This window comes from Flagellimonas alvinocaridis (assembly GCF_965248585.1).
Taxonomy (GTDB): domain Bacteria; phylum Bacteroidota; class Bacteroidia; order Flavobacteriales; family Flavobacteriaceae; genus Flagellimonas; species Flagellimonas alvinocaridis.
Map to the genome: position 1 here is coordinate 2,003,834 of NZ_OZ252111.1, position 20,228 is coordinate 2,024,061.

The 20,228-nt window shown below is 41.7% G+C and carries 11 protein-coding genes and 1 tRNA gene; 6 read left to right on the forward strand and 6 right to left on the reverse strand.

Annotated features, from left to right (window positions below; translation table 11 throughout):
- Nucleotides 1–41: 41 nt before the first annotated feature.
- Together ACP14V_RS09185 and ACP14V_RS09190 are read right to left on the reverse strand one after the other, a co-directional pair.
- The gene (locus tag ACP14V_RS09185) at nt 42–4,430 is read right to left on the reverse strand and encodes a hypothetical protein (RefSeq protein WP_272611078.1); all 4,389 of its coding nucleotides are present in this window, start codon (nt 4,428–4,430) and stop codon (nt 42–44) included.
- 1,056 nt (nt 4,431–5,486) lie between these two features.
- Nucleotides 5,487–5,562: transfer RNA gene (locus tag ACP14V_RS09190), tRNA-His, on the reverse strand.
- Nucleotides 5,563–5,905: 343 nt separating this feature from the next.
- Here ACP14V_RS09190 and ACP14V_RS09195 point away from each other — a divergent pair.
- The gene (locus tag ACP14V_RS09195) at nt 5,906–7,927 is read left to right on the forward strand and encodes a tetratricopeptide repeat-containing sensor histidine kinase (RefSeq protein ID WP_272611006.1); all 2,022 of its coding nucleotides are present in this window, start codon (nt 5,906–5,908) and stop codon (nt 7,925–7,927) included.
- Here the strand turns inward: ACP14V_RS09195 and bshB1 are convergent, their stop codons facing one another.
- The 4 genes from bshB1 to ccsA all read right to left on the reverse strand — a co-directional run bounded on the left by bshB1 (nt 7,928) and on the right by ccsA (nt 14,624).
- Nucleotides 7,928–8,650, reverse strand: a complete 723-nt coding sequence (gene bshB1 / locus ACP14V_RS09200; protein WP_272611007.1) for a bacillithiol biosynthesis deacetylase BshB1 — start codon at nt 8,648–8,650, stop codon at nt 7,928–7,930.
- 8 nt (nt 8,651–8,658) lie between these two features.
- Nucleotides 8,659–9,825 (reverse strand): trans-sulfuration enzyme family protein, encoded by a 1,167-nt coding sequence (locus tag ACP14V_RS09205; protein ID WP_272611008.1) that lies wholly within the window; start codon nt 9,823–9,825, stop codon nt 8,659–8,661.
- Between the two features lie 38 nt (nt 9,826–9,863).
- Nucleotides 9,864–11,279 carry an MATE family efflux transporter gene (locus ACP14V_RS09210; protein WP_272611009.1) on the reverse strand — a complete coding sequence of 472 codons (1,416 nt, stop codon included), beginning with the start codon at nt 11,277–11,279 and terminating at the stop codon, nt 9,864–9,866.
- Nucleotides 11,280–11,453: 174 nt separating this feature from the next.
- Complete coding sequence (gene ccsA / locus ACP14V_RS09215; protein WP_272611010.1) at nt 11,454–14,624, reverse strand: cytochrome c biogenesis protein; 3,171 nt, start codon at nt 14,622–14,624, stop codon at nt 11,454–11,456.
- Between the two features lie 135 nt (nt 14,625–14,759).
- Between ccsA and ACP14V_RS09220 the strand changes: the two genes are divergently transcribed.
- The 5 genes from ACP14V_RS09220 (at nt 14,760) to ACP14V_RS09240 (ending at nt 20,228) form a co-directional block, all read left to right on the forward strand.
- A complete protein-coding gene (locus ACP14V_RS09220) occupies nt 14,760–15,521 on the forward strand; it encodes a Rossmann-like and DUF2520 domain-containing protein (RefSeq protein WP_272611011.1) in 762 nt (253 codons plus the stop codon).
- Nucleotides 15,505–16,032, forward strand: coding sequence for a KdsC family phosphatase (locus ACP14V_RS09225; RefSeq protein ID WP_272611012.1), 528 nt, complete (start codon nt 15,505–15,507; stop codon nt 16,030–16,032). The genes ACP14V_RS09220 and ACP14V_RS09225 overlap by 17 nt, the downstream gene beginning before the upstream one ends.
- Nucleotides 16,025–16,624, forward strand: coding sequence for a Maf family nucleotide pyrophosphatase (locus tag ACP14V_RS09230; protein ID WP_272611013.1), 600 nt, complete (start codon nt 16,025–16,027; stop codon nt 16,622–16,624). The genes ACP14V_RS09225 and ACP14V_RS09230 overlap by 8 nt, the downstream gene beginning before the upstream one ends.
- A gap of 34 nt (nt 16,625–16,658) precedes the next feature.
- On the forward strand, nt 16,659–17,603 hold the full coding sequence (locus tag ACP14V_RS09235; protein WP_272611014.1) for a septum formation inhibitor Maf: 945 nt from the start codon (nt 16,659–16,661) through the stop codon (nt 17,601–17,603).
- 93 nt (nt 17,604–17,696) lie between these two features.
- Nucleotides 17,697–20,228: a PIG-L family deacetylase gene (locus tag ACP14V_RS09240; protein ID WP_272611015.1), complete on the forward strand. Its 2,532-nt coding sequence runs from the start codon at nt 17,697–17,699 to the stop codon at nt 20,226–20,228.

Below are 20,228 nucleotides of genomic sequence, written 5' to 3' on the forward strand. Positions count from 1 at the left end.
AAAACCCCTTGAAATCAGAAGCCTTTGAATAAGTTTTACCATTAGTAGGGATTGTTGTAGTTAAATATTTGGGAAGTCCCTTCTATCTGCCCTGGAAGCACATATTGGAACTTTACCTTATAATCTCCTGTCCGTATTGGCGGCATTATTCCATTGATGATATAGTTGTACTCACCAATTTGGGCCTGATACTTTGCTGGTTCGTGCAGATAGGCATTGACTACTTTATATTGGATATCTATAAAATCTTGTTTGTAGTAGTAGGGTAAATTGTAACGATACGGAATCCTTTTATCCAATAATGAATAGTCTGGATTGGATTCCAAATATGAGATGTACCACGTCATAATATCTACGCCTCTTTTTGGTGGTAGGCCCAATTCCTTAACATCTCGGTCAACCGTAAAGCCAGGTTCCAATGGATAACCTTCATAAATTAGCGGCTGTATGACTTCTTGGTAATAGCTATTATTTAAGATGGCTTCTCTTGAAATCATGGGCTCATTGTCCGAATATTCGGTCCCCAAAATTTCATCTTTCCCAAAGCGTTCTGATGGCACCTTGACATCTACCTGTAATGCATGAACATTGGAATATATAGGGTCCAATAAATACTGGTCCACTACCTTAGCTGCCACTTTTTGTTTAAAAGTGTTGTATTGGCTTGTAGTGAAATCATATGCTAAAATTTCAGTTTCTGAGGTTTGTTTTGCTGCTGTCCCTATTTCCCTATTACGCACCTCAATGGATGTACCTTCCTGACCGCTATTTTCTGAAACATAGTTTTCATTGACAATCCCCGAACTTGCTTCTTCTGGTGACAAACTGATTATTTTGAGAGTGTAGGTCTCTTGATTCTGAAGTTCTGGAAAATCAAAATGGACCATTTTATTCGAAGCGTTGTACGATACTTGGTTTGTGCCTAGGGATTGTGATTCTGTTTCAAATCTTGTGGATTGCACCCAATCGGTCTGTGGCGTAAATAAATAAGGTTGTCCTCTTTTTAATTTTACGTAGCCCGCGTTGCTTTCTTTTTGATAAAAGTATTGTTGGTCTACAACAGGATAGGTGTAAACCACATTTGTTATTGGAATATAATCTGGAGCCTCTCCGGTCGTAAACCTACGTTCTTCAATTTCTTTGGCCGGTTTTCCATCTTGGGTCAGTGTAATCCATCGGTTTCCTCCCCATTCTTGAAAACTTACCACAACCTTTACATCTATTGGAGCATTGGGAGGCAATATATCGTGGGAAACGAAATTTGCCAGATCATGATTTTCGTTCCATTCCAGCTCTCCATTGATGACAGTTCCCTCACTGGTCACCCGATACTCATCCAAAAGGATACGGTAGGTTTTTACCCCTTCATCATCCTCCAACTCAAAAGGATGGTCAATCCGCATATTAAATGCAGCCTGTGGAACAGCAAATACATCAATATCATTTGAACCATCCCTGGGGGTCACATCAGCAATCACTTTTAACCCACCCAAAGGAGATCCCCCAATAATTTCGCATTCTTCCCCAAGTTCAATTTTAAAGCGGAACCTTCCTTTGACCAATCCGCCCAAAAGGTTAAAATGTCCCCCCAGATATCCTTTGAACCATGAAGGATTGGGCAATTTTGCTTGCAATAAAACTGCTGCCCCAGCTTTTATAATGGGTATTTTCTTTTTTACAAACATCAGTCTTATGTTGATACCCAACTCTCCTTGGAGATAGGCATAAGCCTGGCCATTGGCATACCAGCCATCAATACCTATTTGTCCGCTACCCTTACAAGCTGTCTCGCCATAATCCTTTATCATGATGTCAAAACCAAAGCCTGCTTGAAATCTTGCATAGAATATCAAAAAGGTCATGTCCCCGGTATCTATACTAAAATCAGCACCAAAGGCAAAACCCATTCCACTTTCCAGGGCATTCAAATCCCGCATATAATCCAAGCTCGCCAAATCGACTCCCAAAATTTCTGCAACAATAGGTGGCGGTGGCGGACTTCCGGGCAAATCCTCACCAATCATTAAGTATGCAGTACTCTCAAGATTAAAATTTCCAAGACCAAGCTTTAACCCTATTCGGTCTTGAGGGGTTCCTATATGGAGATACCATTCTTCCGGTTCAATATGGAAAACAGCCCAACCAGCCCTTCCTTTTGGACCTACTCCTTGAAAAAAGCCACCAGGCGTGTTTACATAAATCTCCAATTCAGCATGGAATGTCCTGTGTTGAAAATCCATTTCCATGGCGAAGTGGGCATCGATTCCCACATCAAAGGTCAAACCGTCCTGAGGAAAGCTAACCTTACTGTAATCTACTAGATTGGTTTCTTTGAGACGTTGTATAGTTGGGTTATTCTCACCAAAGGAGTTGATCTTCTCCTCCATACCTTGCATTTTTTGTTTGAACTCATCCCCAAATTCAAAATCCAATGCCTTGACAATGTGACCTTCCCCGAAAAACATGACTCGGTTTAGGCCATAATGATTATTAAAATCCATTTCAAAACCAACCTTGCCATTGAATGCTTTTTCATTTGTAAGCGCAAACCCGATCAAAGCCCTAAATCCAAGGGCATTACTTGCATTGGGAACATAGGATTGTCCAGATGGAACCAAAGCCGAATAAGAGCCTGGCTTTTTACTCATTCTATAATATGCTCCACCGCCAAAACCGCTAACCTTGGCAGGTCCTATAAAAACTGGTGTGGGTGATTGAGAAAGATCCGCATAGGCATCTACAAACCAGTATCTAAAATCTGTTTTGCCAAACCATGCCGAAGCATCTACCGCTATGCCATTAAATGTGGCTCCCAATTCTCCGTAAAAACCATCTCCATAAACCGGGTCATCACTTTTAATATCCACCATTCCATTAATTTGTATGGTCCCCAAATCTGCTTCCAGGTAAATTTGATGTATTTCTATTCTCTGGAATCTCCAACGATGTAAATCCTCATTTTCATCAAATCCGCCAATAATGGAAAGGGTTGTATTTCCTGCAAACCCTTTCTCCATCATATTTACATCAAGATTAAAGGAAAGTGCCGCTGTGGTATTGGTAGAATTAAATTCGATTTCGGAAATAGTTACTGGAAAGTTGGCAAACTTCACATCTCCATTATAACCCATGTAATCTACTTGGAAATATGGCGAAACCGTTTGTAGTTGTAGATTTTGGAATGTGATTCCCTTAAAGTCCACCGTTCCTTTATCAGGATCAGAAGTACTGTTACTCCCTTTTATAGCTATATTACCATGTAGTACGGCTTTAGGCCTAAACTTCTTTTCCGATACCCGCAGTTCCACATAGGAGTTCGGTGTGATTGTGGCCCTGGCTTTAAAGATATCAAAAGGAATAGCGTCATTTGTGGTAGCGGTAAGAAGGTACTCCTCATTTAAAGGGTCAATAATTGCCTCATAACTCAACGTTTTTTGATTAACCGCTGCCAGGTCACTTTTCTCTTCAGGTGTTACTTCTTTGGTAACAGGCAGTACTATTTTGCCTTCAAATCCGGCCCCGACCAAATGGTTCGCCAATAAATCTACTTCGATATGGTCCACAGAGAATTGCCATTTTGAAGCATCCCCTTCGTCTATGGGCAAAATGTTGTCTACAGAGAAATTTCCTGAAACGCCGACACCATCAATAAGCAGATTGGCAGCCTGAAATGTTATGCGCTCCTCACTATTTCTTTTTTTAAACTGTTTGGGAAGTATTATTTGCAAATTGTCAACATAAACCCCTCGCCATAACTGTTCGTTCCCAGGAATTAGATATTGCTGGTAACCTTTGGGAAATAGTACACTCGATGAATTTCTGACATCACTAAAATCAAAAATAGCATTGGTAATTTCAAAAATGAGTCCTGCTTTACCATCACTATTTGGGCTTCCCGTTTTGGTTAATTGAAATGGAGGTAAATCTATTTCAACCAAAATATCATTCCAATCCCCAACAATGGTTTGAAAATGGCCCGTTACTTTCTCATTCGTATCAGGAATTACCTCATAATTCGAATCGACAGGTTCGAGCATACTTCGGGGAAAGAGTACATCTGCGGTAACTCCCATTTCTTTGAATCCCCCACAATCCATGGTAACATAGGTCAGGTTTTGGATATTTCCGGTTTGCACGTCAAAACCACCCTTAAGTGCCACCAATCCATTACCGCCATTTATAGGTATACCAATATCACCCAATAACACCAAATTGGCATCACCGTATATTCCTCCTTCATGGGAAATCTTAATGTCATCTGCTCCAAAAAACAGCTCAATAGGTTCCCCATTCGAATCAGTTTGTGGTAATTTGATATGAACATATGCAGTTACCCTAGTATATGTGGGAAATATTTCAGCCTTATTAATAGCAAGGGTATACCTTATTGTTCCAATTTCTTTTTTTACACCAATTGGTAGTGTTACCAAGTCACTTGAAGAAATTAGTCCTACATAATTTTGATCACGTTCAAGTTGCTCAATAACTGATTTGGCAATATTGAGTTGTTGAACAGTAACCGTATCCTTTGAAAAATTCTTGCTTATATAATTCTGGTCAAATTCACTTTTCTCCTGAGAAGAAAAAGAAAAGAAATCTTGGGACTTAATTTCTAACTCATTAAAATACCTATGAGTAGTCTTTGCGTTTAACAATGAATCATTTTCAACGTTGATTTTTGCTTTAACATGTCCAAAAAAAAGCAAACAACCAATGCATAAGGCTAATTTTGTTTTCCCCATAGTAAGTGTCTCGATTTGGGTGCGAAAGAAAATACTTCCAGTGCTGAAAGGGAAAATAGACTAAAATGTATCAAAAGGGTCTGTGAATTGACGGATGCCCCTTTTCAATTGATGGATGAGCCAACAAGCAAGTCTATAGACAAAAAAAATCCCAGACTTTACAGCCTGGGATTCTGAAACTTAAGGGTGGAAGACCAAGTTTACCTCGACTGCGCTCGGCATAGGCTTCTCTCCCTAATACTCCTAAAAACAAAAATCCCGGAACAATCAATGTCCGGGACTTTTTATAAACTTAAGGGTGGAAGACCGGGTTTACCTCGACTGCGCTCGGCACAGGCTTCTCTCCCTAATACTCCTAAAAACAAAAATCCCGGAACAATCAATGTCCGGGACTTTTTATAAACTTAAGGGTGGAAGACCGGGTTTACCTCGACTGCGCTCGGCACAGGCTTCTCTCCCTAATACTCCTAAAAACAAAAATCCCGGAACAATCAATGTCCGGGACTTTTTATAAACTTAAGGGTGGAAGACCGGGTTTACCTCGACTGCGCTCGGCACAGGCTTCTCTCCCTAATACTCCTAAAAACAAAAATCCCGGAACAATCAATGTCCGGGACTTTTTATAAACTTAAGGGTGGAAGACCGGGTTTACCTCGACTGCGCTCGGCACAGGCTTCTCTCCCTAATACTCCTAAAAACAAAAATCCCGGAACAATCAATGTCCGGGACTTTTTATAAACTTAAGGGTGGAAGACCGGGTTCGAACCGGCGACCTCTGGAACCACAATCCAGCGCTCTAACCAGCTGAGCTACAACCACCATTAAAAGCGGATGCAAAAATACTTTTTTGGTTTGATTCAACCAAAAGATTTTAATACTTCCCTCTATGAAAATTAAACTTTTTAAATACAAAGGGAAGAATGTATTCCAAATGACAAAGCTTCAGCAATTTACATTTTGTAGTCTTTTTCTTGTTATAATCGATGAAATGCATATTTTAACGGATAAAACACACATTTTTTGATGTTTCACAACATTTAGTTTCCTACAACGCCAAAGAGAAGGTATTTTTACCCTTGGTAGATTAACATAGTATGCCCCATAAAAATATCAACCTTATCCTCCACAAATTCCAACTTGGGAAAGTTAGCTTTCTTTTGGGTATGCTTCTTGTATCAGTATCACTACAATCCCAATTGACCAAAAAGGACAGTCTCGCTTTTAAGCTTAAGCGTTTAGAGTCCACTAGTAGGTTCAATCCAAAGGATACCACCCATATAAATCTACTCTCCAATCTGGCATTTTCATACCGTTTCATTAATAATGATAGCCTCCACTCCATTTCTAAGCGCGTACTGAAATTTAGTACTGAAATTGAATATACAGGTGGAATTATCAGGGCTTTGAGTGGATTGGCAAATTACAATTCCGATCAAGGTAATCGTGAAAAATCGATGGCCCTATTTAAAGAGGCTCTAATTCTAAGCGAAGAAATTGGGGATGAACTTGCTGAACTTGACATTATTAACGGACTGGCCCATGATTACAGCTATGAAGGCAATTACGCCGAAGCACTTAATCTTTATTTAAAAGGAATAGATGTAGCCCGTAAAGCCAAGTGCAATAAAATGCTGTCCATATTAAATGAAAACATTGCCAGTTTATATGCAGACCAAAAGGATTATAAAAATGCCTTGATTTTTTACGATACTGTTCAAAAAATCAATAGAAAAATAGGCGATGAGATCATTGATGCCGAAACTTCGAGCAATATGGCCTCACTATATAAGGATGCCAAGGATTTTGACCTGGCCATGTTCAACATCAACAAGAGTATCAACACTTTTGAAAAAAACAAAGTATATGATTGGTTGGCCTACGCCTATGAGGTAAAAGGTAGTATTTATTTGGAACAGGAGAAATATCAGTGGGCCCTATACTGGTATGACCAAAGTAATATGCTACATAACCAACAGTTGGATGATGATCGGGAAAAAATAAACCTGATGAACGGAATGGCCAAAGTATATCTTGGACTCGGTAGGGATAGCCTCTCTATGAAATATGCCAACGAAGGCCTGGAACTATCCAATAAAATACAATCATTACAAGGGCAAATAGATTGTTCCGAAACCTTGTACAAAGTCCACAAGAACAAAGCAGAACATGTAGCAGCTCTCAATTATCTGGAATCCTTCAAATCGTTGTCCGATTCCCTGTTCAGGGATAAAAACAAGCAAAGTCTTTCACTTCTGGAGACCAAACTGGAATACGAACTGGAAAAACAAGAACTCATCAAGAGCAATAAAATGGCTTTGGCCAAACAACGGAACTACATTTACTTTTCTGTTATTATTTTATTGATTTTAAGTATCATAACCTTTGTGATCCGCCGTAGTGAAAAAATCCAGAAAAAGCTGAACATTGAGCTCCAAGAAAAAACTCAGGCGGTAACCGAGCGGGAAAGTCAGTTGAATGAAGTGAACAAAACCAAGACCAAACTGTTTTCCATTATAGGGCATGATCTCAGGGGCCCCATTGGAGCATTGCATGGATTGTTAAAATTATATACTGATGGTGAGGTGGACAAAAACGAGTTTGTATCCTTTATCCCCAAACTTAAGGCCGATGTTGAAAATATTTCCTTTGCCCTAAATAATCTATTGTCATGGGGACAAACACAGCTCAATGGAGTGGTAACCAAACCCAAACGCGTCTCTTTGGATAACTTGGTCAATATCAACATACAGTTGCTCTCTGAAATAGCCTCTGGAAAATCCATCAAGATCATCAATCAATTGCCGGAAAACCCCCAAATATGGGCCGATCAAAACCAAATAGACATTGTAATCCGAAATCTGTTGAGCAATGCCATTAAGTTTACGCCGGACAATGGTCTTATTACCATTGAGGCTGAAGAAAAGGCCGGCATGTGGCAAGTTATGGTCAAGGACACCGGTATTGGGATGAATAAAGAAATCCAGAAAAAGATATTCGAAGATTCCTCCAACATTACCACTTACGGCACCAATAATGAGAGAGGTACCGGTCTAGGGCTTTCACTCTGCAAGGAAATGATTTTGAAGAACAAGGGTAAAATATGGGTGGAAAGTGTACCACGTAAGGGAACTTCGTTCTTCTTTACTGTGCCACAAGCACAAAAGCGCTACCAACAGGCCAGTTGATCAAATCAAGGCGTCCAAACTATCCACAGCAACAAAGCGTTCCACCGTAAAACCTTCGGCATGCTCCACACCTACCAGTCTACCTAAATCCCGGGCTCGGTAATTAACACTGTCCGTAAAATTTTTACTGCTGATGGGAGTTTCCGGTTCTTTACTCTTGGGGTCGTAAAACTGTGATGAATAAGCCATAATGGCTTCTGTTTTCTTTTCTATAAATCCTGAAACATCCACTACAAAATCCGGTTCCAGATTCTTCCATTGGATAAAATGATATACCAATTTAGGCCGCCAAGGTTCTTGCCATTCATCATCCCCTTCCATCTGGGTATCAATTTTCACCAAGCCGCTTAAAAAGCATGCATCACTTACCAGCTTACTTCCTTTGGGATGGTCAATATGGCGATCGTCCACGGCATTGCATAATACAATCTCCGGGCGATATTTTCGTATCATCTTGATAACCTCCAGTTGATGCTCCCTATCGTTCACAAAAAAACCGTCTGCAAACTCTAAGTTTTCCCTAACGGAAATTCCCAAAATCTTTGCAGCTTTGGTGGCTTCCTTATCGCGTAATTCGGCAGAACCACGGGTTCCCAATTCACCTCGGGTCAAATCAATGATTCCTACTTTTTTTCCACGGGAAACTTCTTTGGCTATGGTACCTCCTGCTCCTAGCTCGGCATCATCAGGATGGGCCCCAAAAACTAAAATATCTAACTTCATAGGTCTTCTTATGCGGGTATGGTCATGGTTTTGGCCTGTACAATGGCTTGTTCAATATCTATAACGAGGTCCTCTATATCCTCGATTCCCAAAGAGAAGCGGATTAAAGAATCCTTGATGTCCTGTTTTTCCCGATCTTCGGGACTCATCAGGGCATGGGAGGTGGTCACGGGTAAAATTACCGTACTTTCCACCCCGGCCAAACTCATTACCGGTTTTATCAATTTAAGGTGTTTAAAGAATTGGGATATATCCACATCGGGTAACTCAAAGGAGAGCATTCCCCCAAAGCCACTCATCTGTGATTGGGCCAATTCATAATCGGGATGACTCTTCAATCCGGGATAATATACTTTCTCTACATTTGGATTGCTTTCCAAATAGGTGGCCATTTTTAAGGCATTGTCATTCTGTGCCTTTACACGAATTCCCATGGTCTTGATGCTTCGTTCCAATAACCAAACCGTATAATCACTCAGGTTTCCCCCAAAGCAAATGGCCGATTGGAATACTTGATCCATATGAGCTTGTGAAGCCGCGACCACTCCTGCACAAATATCGGAATGCCCACCCATATATTTGGTGGCACTGTGCAGCACCACATCCACTCCAAAATCAATGGGGTTTTGGTTGATGGGACTGGCAAAGGTGTTATCTATCATCGAAATCAATCCTTTGGATTTGGACAATTGGGCCACGCCTTTGATATCCGTAATGGTAAGTAGAGGATTGGAAGGGGTTTCCAAATACACCACTTTGGTATTGGGTCTGATTTCCCTTTCAAAATCTTCCACCGCCCATCCATTGGTAAAGGAATATTCTATACCATACTTATTGAGCTGGGTAACGGCAAAGTGATAGGTCCCTCCATACATGGTTTGCTGCAACACAATATGATCTCCTGCCTTCAGAAAAGCCATCAAGGCTGTGCTGATGGCGGCCATGCCACTGCCAAAAATCAAAGCGGCCTCGGCATGTTCCAAGGCCGCCAGTTTTTTGCACAACGCTTCTTGGTTGGGCGTGTTGAAATATCTTGGGTATCGTTTTATGTCGACATCATCAAAAGGATAGGACGTGGCCATGTACAACGGGGACACGGCACCTCCAAAAACTGTATCGTCCAATTGCTCACTATGGGTGCAAATGGTATTGACTCCTTTATTTTTGGTATTCATGATGGTATATCTTTATTAGGTTAAAGATACGAAACCCATCATACTTGAACCTGCTTCCATTTTCCTTTTTTGAACCAGACCATGGCCATGATGGCCAATAGCACCTCGGCCAAGGTGATGGCAATAAAGACTCCTTTGGCCCCCCATCCCAAAACCAAAGCGGCCACATAGGCCAAAGGCAATTGAAATAACCAGAAAGAAATCAGGTTGATCTTGGTCGGGGTTTTGGTATCCCCCGCCCCATTGAACGCCTGACTGACCACCATACCATACGCATAGAAAACATACCCCAAGGCAATGATCTGGAGACACAGCGCTCCATTTTCCACCACACTGGGAGTTGCGTTGAACCAAGAAATGATGCTTTTGGCAAAAATGAGATACACCAAGGATACAGCGCCCATAAAATAGGCATTGTATTTTCCTGTTTTCCAAACGGATATTTCGGCCCGATCGGGTTGTTTTGCCCCCAAATTCTGTCCCACCAAAGTGGCTGCAGCATTACTCATGCCCCATGAGGGCATAAGGGTGAACATCATCACCCTGATGGCTATGGTATACCCGGCCAATACCTCACTACCGAACTCGGACATGATCCGCATGAGGAATACCCAACTCGAAGTGCCTATCAAAAACTGGGCAATGCCTCCTAGGGAAACCCTGATCAAATTCACCATGACCTTGACGTTCAACACCAAATCCTGAAGCACCAGTTTGATCTTTCCCCATCCAAAGAACAGGATTCCCAATTGAAACAAGACTGCCGTACCACGCCCAATATTGGTAGCTATGGCCGCTCCCATAACCCCGTACTCGGGAATGGGGCCCCAACCAAAAATAAAAATAGGGTCCAAAATAATGTTGAGTCCGTTGGAAAGCACCAAGGTCCACATGGCCATGGAGGCATTACCGGCACCCCTAAAAATGGCATTGATCAAGAACAAGAGCATGATGGTAATGTTCCCCCCGATCAAAAGTTTGGTATACCCGTATCCTTCGGCAATTAAATCGGGTTCTCCTCCCATGAGCGCCAAAATTTCCTTGGCATATAGGATTCCGACCACTCCCAAAACAAGGGAAACCAAAACACCCAAGCCTATAGCCTGAACGGCAGCCACCTTGGCCCCGTCAACGTCTTTCTCCCCTATTCTACGGGCCACTACTGCCGTTGCGGCCATGCTCAACCCAATGGCCAAGGCATATACCAAGGTGATGACGGATTCGGTCAATCCGATGGTAGCTACGGCGTTTACGCTTACTTTGGAAACGTAGGCAATATCCACCAAAGCAAAGATGGATTCCATCAACATCTCCAAAATCATGGGGATGGATAGCATAAAAATGGCCTTGCGGATGCTCCCGGTTGTAAATTCGGTTTCCTTACCGGATACGGCAATCCAGAAATACTTAAGATATTTCTTTACTGAAAAGTTTCTATGATTAGATTGTGTCATTTTAAAAAGAATTATGTGTGTAAAAAAGAAGTAATGTCAATGGTACCGAAAAGTATTTCGGTTACTTTTTTGGCGTAAAGCCAAAGATGACATCTATAGCGTACATAATTCTTATAACTTCATGATGAAGCAAATATGCAATTTTTTTTCAAGTGAAATCCCATAAAGGGCAAATTATTTTGCGTAGTGCACTTTATATCGCCACAAACTGACCCCTCCCAAAATGAATACCCCAAGTACGGTATACCAAATAAAAGTGGGGGTTATCACTTGATCTCCACTTGCATAACTGTGCAATCCCACCAAGTAGAAATTAACACCAAAATAAGTCATCATGATACTGGCAAAGGCAAGGATACTGGCAAAATTATAGATCCATTTCCCCCGAAGACCGGGTACCAAACGCATATGGAGCACAAAAGCATAGATCATTATGGAAATCAGGGCCCAAGTTTCCTTGGGGTCCCAACCCCAATACCGTCCCCAACTCTCATTGGCCCATTGTCCGCCCAAAAAGTTTCCAATGGTGAGCATTACCAGACCAGCGGTCAAGGCCAACTCATTGATTATGGTCAACTCTTTGATGCTCAGGTCCATTCGTTTCTTGTTCTTTTCGGTGGTCAAGATCATCAGGATAAGGGCTACAACCCCCAAAATCATCCCAACGGTTAGCGGTCCGTAGCTACCCACAATGACGGCCACATGGATCATGAGCCAATAACTGTCCAAAACAGGAACCAAATTTGATATAGCAGGATCCACCCAGCTTTGATGCGCAATGAACAAAAGCATACAGGTCACAAAGGCACTCGCCGCAATGGTAAGCTCACTCTTTTTGCCCAAAGCCAGCCCAATCCCCATGGTGGCCCAAGCCACATAAAGAATACTTTCATAAGCATCACTCCAAGGAGCATGCCCTGAAATGTACCAACGTAAAATCAGTCCGGCCGTATGCCATATAAACATGAGAATAATGGTCCCTTTGAGTAGATAGGCCGCTGCATTGTATATTTTCCTTTCCTTAAAAATTTTCAAAATGAGGATAAGGAAAAGGAGCCCTCCTATCAATCCGTAATATCTGTAAAGCCGATTGAAGATATCCAACTTGTTGTATACGATCTCAATCTTAATCTTTTTATCGGAAGGCAATATTTCCTCCCCATGATTTTTCTGGTTCTGCTTAAAAGCATCCAACAGCTTGTCTGGCTGGGAATAATCCCCCGTGGCTATGGCTTCCTGCAAGGAGCTTAGGTAATAGGGCATTGCATTTCGCACAAAATTGGAATAAAGGGAATCCTGCATCTGATGTTGACCGGAACGGTACTCTACTGCCGAAATCCATTTATTGTTCTCATCATCCAATAGTGGAAAAATCTTAACGATTTGACCACTCAAGGCAATGTTCAGGAGACTGAGTCGTTCCCCTACCTTTTTAAAATCCTTTTCAAAATTTGAAGGATTATTGGTTGATGTGGCCTTTTCCAAATAAGGTTGTAGCTTATAATTTCCTTTTGTATCGAAAAAGTCGGTGGCCTTTACATATTCTGTGTCTTTTGGTACTCCAATAACTTCTCGGATACTGTCATTTTCCCTTTTGGCAAGTTGAATAAACTCGGTACTGTACCAAACCCCCGGGTTCATCATCATGGAAAGAAAGACCTGATCGGCCGATAAATCCTGATAAGTGTCCTTTCCGCTCAATTTGCGCAAGAGTTCAGAGGCAAATGTGTGCACCGGCTTCATTCTTCCTCCTTCATCCTGGATGACCAAGGCACCAAACTTATCTGCATGTTCCTCAGCAACCACAGCAGAATGAATAATGGAATCTACCTGTTGTTGTGTGGGCAAGCCCACATGCTCATCATGGCCAGGGGTAGCCTCTTGGGCATTTGTCAAAGAGAATGTGAACAGCATCAAAATTGCCGTAAGTGCCGCTTTCTTTGCCTTGACCTTTTCAATGGCCTGCTGCAAATCCCTAAACCGGGTCTTACCAAAAAACATAATGCCCATCAACCCTATATACAATAAAAAATAACCTATATAGGTAATCCAAGTACCCCACATATCGTGGTTAACCGATAAAACGGTACCCTTTTCATCCGGGTGGAAACTGGATTGGAAAAAGCGGTAGCCCCTATGATCCAGTATATGGTTCATGTAGATGTCATAATCAAAGGAGCGATCATCCTGTACAGTTACCTTGCTCATAAACGAGGCATAGCCTGTTTCAGTGCCGGGATACTTCTCCGCGATAAAATCATTGAGCTGAATTGAAAAAGGAAGTTCATATACCTTGGAACCGTAGCTCAAAGAAAAGTCTAAACCGCCTACGGTGATCTTGTCCGAGAAATCGGCATAACCCCTAGCACCTAGAAGTTCTACCTGTTTGGTTTCCCCATTGGCCGTAATGGAAACAATCAAGGCGTCCTTGGAGCTTTCATCCACCTGTTCTTTGGGTAACTTGACCACCCCATAACTTCCCTTCACTATGGGCTCAGGAATTACAAATTGCATTCCGGCCAAGGAATAAAGGGAGCGCAATTGCAAGGGTTGAAGGCTATCGTTGGCCACTTCTCCTTGGAGTTGGTCCGCCATACGCATAAAATTCCCTTCAAATGGTGTCTTTATTTGATAATCATTACCATCATAAAAAATATTGATGGCTCCTTCCGTCTCCTTGTTTAGGGCAAACAACACATTATGTATACTGGCAATCTGGCCGTTTTCCAGATAATGCTCATGGCGTTGTCCATCCCCGGCTTCCACAACCTTTAAATATTCTTTTCCATTTTCATCGGGAACCAATCCTTCGTCTGCACCTTGAATAAAATCAACATAGGCAATGGTAAAGGGCTGGCCATTAAAATCGGATTTCCAAGGAAGACTGGAGCGACGTCCTTCAGGGGTGACAATCAGGTCATCTTCAAGTACCTTCCGTTTGATTTCCCCATTAAAATCGCCATCAACAAAAGCAGTCAGATATGTCTTGTCCGAAAACATTTTGTTCTCGGTAGCCCCTTCACGAATGGGCATTACCCCTTCATAACTGATATATCGGGTGACAAAAGCACCCAAGATGATCAATACCCATGATAAGTGTAGAACAAGAACTGGCCATTTTTTCCACTGCAGCAATTGATACCGAAAAATGTTCCCAATAAAATTGATTACAAAAAAGACCATGATCACTTCAAACCAAGTGGCGTTGTAGATATAAATACGTGCGGTTTCCGTGCTGTACCAACTTTCCACAAACGTACCAAAGGCCATTGCCGTGGCAAAAACCAAAAAAAGAACGGCCATAAGTCTGGTGGAAAAGAGGGTTTTCTTGAGAATGTTGATCATGTAAATGCGGTGTACTTTTCAACATGCAAAAATACGGCCTTTTTACAACTTAGTTGTTCGTGTCCACCACAAAAAATCAAACAATTTTGTTAATTCTTTGCCTATCCCATAGGTTCAAAATTTGTAGTTTTGGGCATGCTAAACATTGTTGTTTTAGGAACTGGAAACTTGGCAAAGCATCTGTTTCAGGCTTTCTCCAAAACGGATAAGGCCCAAGTGGTTCAAGTGGTGGGCAGAAACCAAGACCAATTACAATGGTTTGCCGATAGTGTTTCTGTTTCCAATGATTTTTCCTCGATACTGGATGCGGATGTCTACCTGGTCTCTGTCAAGGACGATGCCATAGCGGAGGTCTCCCAAGCATTATCGCATAAAAAAGGTGTGGTGGCCCATACCTCTGGGGCAGTTCCCCTAAATGCCATCGCGGCAGAACGAAAAGGGGTCTTTTATCCTTTACAGACTTTTACCAAAGGCGAAACTTTGGATTTTTCCACGATTCCTATTTGCATTGAAGGTAATGACAATGTTACACTTGGCATTCTTGAGGAATTGGCAAAAAGCATATCCGAACAGGTGTACCAAATCAATTCGGACCAACGAAAAAAATTGCATCTTGCAGCCGTTTTTGTGAATAATTTCACCAACTATCTTTATGGGGTTGGAGAAGCTATATGCATGGATAGCAACCTGTCCTTTGATTTGCTAAAACCCTTAATCATGGAAACAGCCGATAAAGTTCAGTATTTATCACCAAAGGAAGCCCAGACAGGTCCAGCCAGAAGAGGAGACCAAAACAGTATGCAGGAACACTTAAAATTGCTAAAGGACAAAAAACAAATTGAGCTTTACAAGTTGTGCAGTGTAGCTATAGAACGTATATATGAAAAAGAATTATAAAGAACTTTTAAGTGATATAACCACTTTTGTTTTTGATGTTGATGGTGTTTTTACAGATGGTTCTGTATTGATAACCTCAAAGGGCGAGTTATTGAGAAAAATGAGTGTCAAAGATGGCTATGCCCTTAAAACGGCCATCCAAAAGGGTTACAGGGTATGCATTATCACCGGAGGCACTAACGAAGGTGTCATGGAACGTTTGAAGGGTCTTGGGGTAACCGATTTTTACATGGGAGTACACCACAAACAAGAGCCCTTGGAGGAATATCTGGACATTTATAATATAGACCCGAAAAATGTACTGTACATGGGTGATGATATGCCAGATATCCCCCCTATGAAGATAGTCGCCGTGGCCGCTTCCCCACAAAATGCGGTACAAGAGGTTAAGGCCATTTCTGATTACGTGTCGCATAAAAACGGTGGTGATGGATGTGTTCGCGACATTATCGAACAAGTTCTAAAAGTGCGTGGTGATTGGAACGATAACTTCAGTGCTGAAAATGACTGAAAATCCACTCAACAAAAAGCTCAAGGGCCATAAGCTCATTTTAGGTTCAGGTTCTCCTAGGCGAAAAGCATTCTTGAAAGAGATGGGGCTGGATTTTGAAGTCCGTCCGAAAGCTGTGGAAGAGATTTATCCCCAACATTTACAGGGTGTGGAAATTTCGGAATATCTAGCACAGCTTAAGGCTGTTCCATTTAAAAGTGAACTACTCGAAAATGAGATTGTGGTCACCTCTGACACTGTGGTATGGCACAACACTACTTCCCTGGCCAAGGCGGCAACCAAAGAAGAGGCTTTTACTATGCTCCGGACCCTTTCTGGGGATTGGCACCAAGTAATCACATCCGTTTGTTTTACCACCTCTAAAATCCAAAAGACCGTTAGCCAAATTACTGAAGTTAAATTCATGGCGTTTACCGATGCTGAAATCAATTATTACATTGAAAATTTTAAACCTTATGATAAGGCCGGTGCTTATGGTATTCAGGAATGGATTGGTATGGTGGGAATATCAGAAATCAAGGGTTCCTATACCAATGTGGTTGGCCTACCTACCCATTTGGTTTACAAAACGTTAATGGATATGGTTTCTTGAGCTGGGATGCTTAACTTTACTGAAATCCATCTTCATGATACCTTTTCGCATTACCCTTTTTTCTTTCCTCATCCTTTTCTCATTTATTTCATGCAAGGAAAAATCCAGTTCAGAAAACCAATCCTTAGCTGCTTCTGACAGCGAGGTGGTATTGGAAGCCGTTGCACCAAAAAAACAACTCTCCAATGCGTTTAAGGCATACTGGTATGCTGGGGAAGCAGAGATTACTTCCTACAAATTGGAACAAGCCCGATATGGGGAACTCAGGGATGGAAATGCTGTGCTTATTTATGTGACAGAACCTTTCTTGCCCGAAAAACAGGTCAAAGCAGACACTAAAGACCCAGAAAATGTATCTGTGTTAAAACTCAATGCCACCAAAAACTTTTTAACGGGCATCTACCCCTACTCTATTCTCAGTAGCACCTTTTACCCTGTTCATGACAATCAACATGCTTTAAAAACAAGTTTATCAGTTCAAGAATGGTGTGGTCACGTATATGCCCAAATCAACAACAGAAATACTTTTGAGTTTACTTCGCATTCGTATTTTGAGGAGGAGGCCGACCAAAAGTTGAGCTTGGACAAAGAACTATTGGAGAATGAAGTTTGGACGAAGATACGGGTCAACCCATTTGATCTTCCCGTAGGGGAAATAAAAGTGATTCCTTCATTGGAATACCTTCGGCTAAGCCATAAAAAAATTGAAGCTTATGGTGCCACTGGTGCACTTTCTTCAGAAAATGGAATGGGAACATACACCCTAACCTATCCAGATTTGGAAAGAACGCTTCAAATTTATTTTTCCCCGGAATTTCCATATACAATTCAAGGATGGTCCGAAGAATTTAAAAGTGGATTTGGACCCAATGCCAAAGTGTTGACAACCAAAGCCACTAAAATCAAATCCCTGAATACACCCTATTGGAGCCAAAACAGCAATGCGGATTTAAGCCTTAGAGATAGTTTGGGACTATAAGTATGGGAGGTCAGACAGCCTGTTAAAGATGTTCTAAATTCCCACCCCCTGCTACTAATCTTTCTATATTTGGGGAACCACAAAAACCAAACTATGCGTCATTTTCTGGTTTGCGCCTTTTTCTTTGTTGGCATTATTTTCCATAGCGTTGCCCAAAAGCCGGACAAACCTACATCTGCTGAAATCTACCATAACCTTCAAAAGTTGAACTTTTTAGGGACTGCCCTCTATATCGCAGCGCACCCCGACGATGAAAATACCCGGTTGATCTCATATCTCTCTAACCATGACAAGGCCAGAACGGCATATCTATCACTTACGCGTGGAGATGGTGGACAAAATTTAATTGGTCCAGAGCTTAGGGAACTTTTAGGCGTACTTAGAACCCAAGAGCTATTGGCCGCAAGAAATATAGACGGTGGTGAACAACGATTTACGCGGGCCAATGATTTTGGTTTTTCAAAGCATCCCAAGGAAACCCTTAAAATTTGGGATAAGGATAAAGTATTGGGCGATGTGGTATGGGCCATCCGAAACCTAAAGCCTGATGTGGTTATCAATCGCTTTGATCACCGTACTCCAGGATCAACCCACGGCCACCACACATCTTCTGCCATGCTAAGTATGGAGGCTTTTGATTTGGCCAATAATCCCAATGCTTATCCAGAACAGTTGACCGAAACATCCATTTGGCAACCTAGGAGAGCTTTTTTTAATACCTCATGGTGGTTTTACGGTAGCGAGGAAAACTTTGAAAAGGCCGACAAATCCAAGATGATGAAATTGGATATTGGGGTATATTACCCAGAATTGGGACTTTCCAACAACGAAATAGCTTCATTGGCCAGCAGCCAACATCTTTGCCAAGGTTTTGGACGACTGACCGATAGAGGTTCCACGGATGAATATGTTGAACTGTTGAAAGGTGATTTACCTCAAGGAAATAGCCTTTTTGATGGTATTGATACAAGCTGGTCCCGTATAAAAGGGGGTGCGGCCATTGGGAATATCTTATACCCCATCGAGAAAAATTTCGATTTTACAAATCCTTCCAAGCATATTCCTGATTTGGTGAAAGCCTATCAGCTTTTACAAAAAGTGGAAAATGAACATTGGAAGACAGTAAAATCCGAAGAGTTAAAAAAGCTCCTTCTCGCTTGCGCTGGATTGTATTTGGAAGCCAGCTCCGAAAATGCCTCCACTACACCTGGAAGCACAGCCAAAATCAACATTGAAACAATCAACCGTAGTTCGCAAAACATAACACTCAAGGAAATACATCTTATTGGTGCCACTGCTTCCATACAGCCCAACAAAGTGCTCAAAAACAACCAAAAGGAAAACTTTTCCATGGACTTCCCCGTTCCCAATACGGCTGATTACTCCAGTCCCTATTGGTTAAATGAGCCTGGTACTTTGGGTATGTACACGGTAAACAAACAAGGCTTAATTGGTAAACCAGAAACTCCAGATGCCTTCGTGGCTCGGTTCGTTTTAGATTTCAATGGGATTCCAATCAATTTTGACAAACCTGTGGTCCATCGTTTTTCAAAACCGGATAAAGGCGAGCTGTATGAACCCTTTGTGGTACTTCCGCTAGTAACTTCCAAGATTGATGAAAAGGTTTTAATTTTTGCCGATGCATCTTCCAAGGAAATTCAGGTAAAGGTAACGGCAGGAAAAGACAATGTAAAAGGCGCGGTAAGTTTGAACCACCCAGCTGGATGGAAGGTCTCCCCTGCCAATATACCTTTTTCCATCCCCCAAAAAGGACAGGAACAAAGTGTGACGTTCACTGTTACTCCGCCTTCTTCCGAAAGTGAAGGAAAAATTTCCCCGATAGTTACCGTTGGAAATCAAGTTTATGGCAAGGAACTTGTGGAAATCAATTATGGACATATTCCCAAGCAATCCATTTTATTGCCTTCAGAAGCCAAAGTTGTCCGGATGGATATTCAAAAGACTGGTGAACACATCGGTTATATAATGGGCGCTGGCGATATGGTCCCAGAAAGCTTGGAACAAATTGGGTATACGGTTCATCTCATTGACCCCAACGATATTCAGCAAGGTGCTTTGGATAAGTACGATGCCGTTGTAGTAGGTATTAGGGCATACAATGTAGTGGATGCCTTAAAATTTAAACAACCTATTTTGTTTGATTATGTAAAAAATGGAGGAAATATGATTGTGCAGTACAACACGGCAGGAAGATGGGCCGAACAATTTGAAAACATAGCCCCATATAACCTTACACTGTCCAGGGATCGTGTAACAGATGAAACTGCCAAAGTAGACATTATTGCTTCCAACAATTCTTTGGTGAACTTTCCCAACACCATAAAAGAAAGCGATTTTGACGGGTGGGTCCAAGAAAGGGGATTGTATTTTCCATCCGAATGGAGTTCGGAATTTACACCTATACTTTCTATGCAAGATGAAGATGAATCTCCAAAAAACGGAAGCCTTTTGGTAGCACCTTATGGAGAAGGTCATTATATTTACACAGGACTCAGTTTTTTTAGAGAACTCCCAGCAGGAGTTTCTGGAGCCTACAAGCTTTTTGCCAATATGCTCTCCGTTGGAAAGGATGAAGTAAAAAAAGAAAGCCATGTCAAAGGATAA

Excerpts from the sequence above, each read along its gene's own strand:
- ACP14V_RS09230 (WP_272611013.1), top strand. The coding sequence starts at position 16,025 with ATGACTGAAAATCCACTCAACAAAAAGCTCAAGGGCCATAAGCTCATT.
- ACP14V_RS09225 (WP_272611012.1), top strand. The coding sequence starts at position 15,505 with ATGAAAAAGAATTATAAAGAACTTTTAAGTGATATAACCACTTTTGTT.
- ACP14V_RS09220 (WP_272611011.1), top strand. The coding sequence starts at position 14,760 with ATGCTAAACATTGTTGTTTTAGGAACTGGAAACTTGGCAAAGCATCTG.
- ACP14V_RS09240 (WP_272611015.1), top strand. The coding sequence starts at position 17,697 with ATGCGTCATTTTCTGGTTTGCGCCTTTTTCTTTGTTGGCATTATTTTC.
- bshB1 (WP_272611007.1), bottom strand. The coding sequence starts at position 8,650 with ATGAAGTTAGATATTTTAGTTTTTGGGGCCCATCCTGATGATGCCGAG.
- ccsA (WP_272611010.1), bottom strand. The coding sequence starts at position 14,624 with ATGATCAACATTCTCAAGAAAACCCTCTTTTCCACCAGACTTATGGCC.
- ACP14V_RS09210 (WP_272611009.1), bottom strand. The coding sequence starts at position 11,279 with ATGACACAATCTAATCATAGAAACTTTTCAGTAAAGAAATATCTTAAG.
- ACP14V_RS09205 (WP_272611008.1), bottom strand. The coding sequence starts at position 9,825 with ATGAATACCAAAAATAAAGGAGTCAATACCATTTGCACCCATAGTGAG.
- ACP14V_RS09235 (WP_272611014.1), top strand. The coding sequence starts at position 16,659 with ATGATACCTTTTCGCATTACCCTTTTTTCTTTCCTCATCCTTTTCTCA.
- ACP14V_RS09195 (WP_272611006.1), top strand. The coding sequence starts at position 5,906 with ATGCTTCTTGTATCAGTATCACTACAATCCCAATTGACCAAAAAGGAC.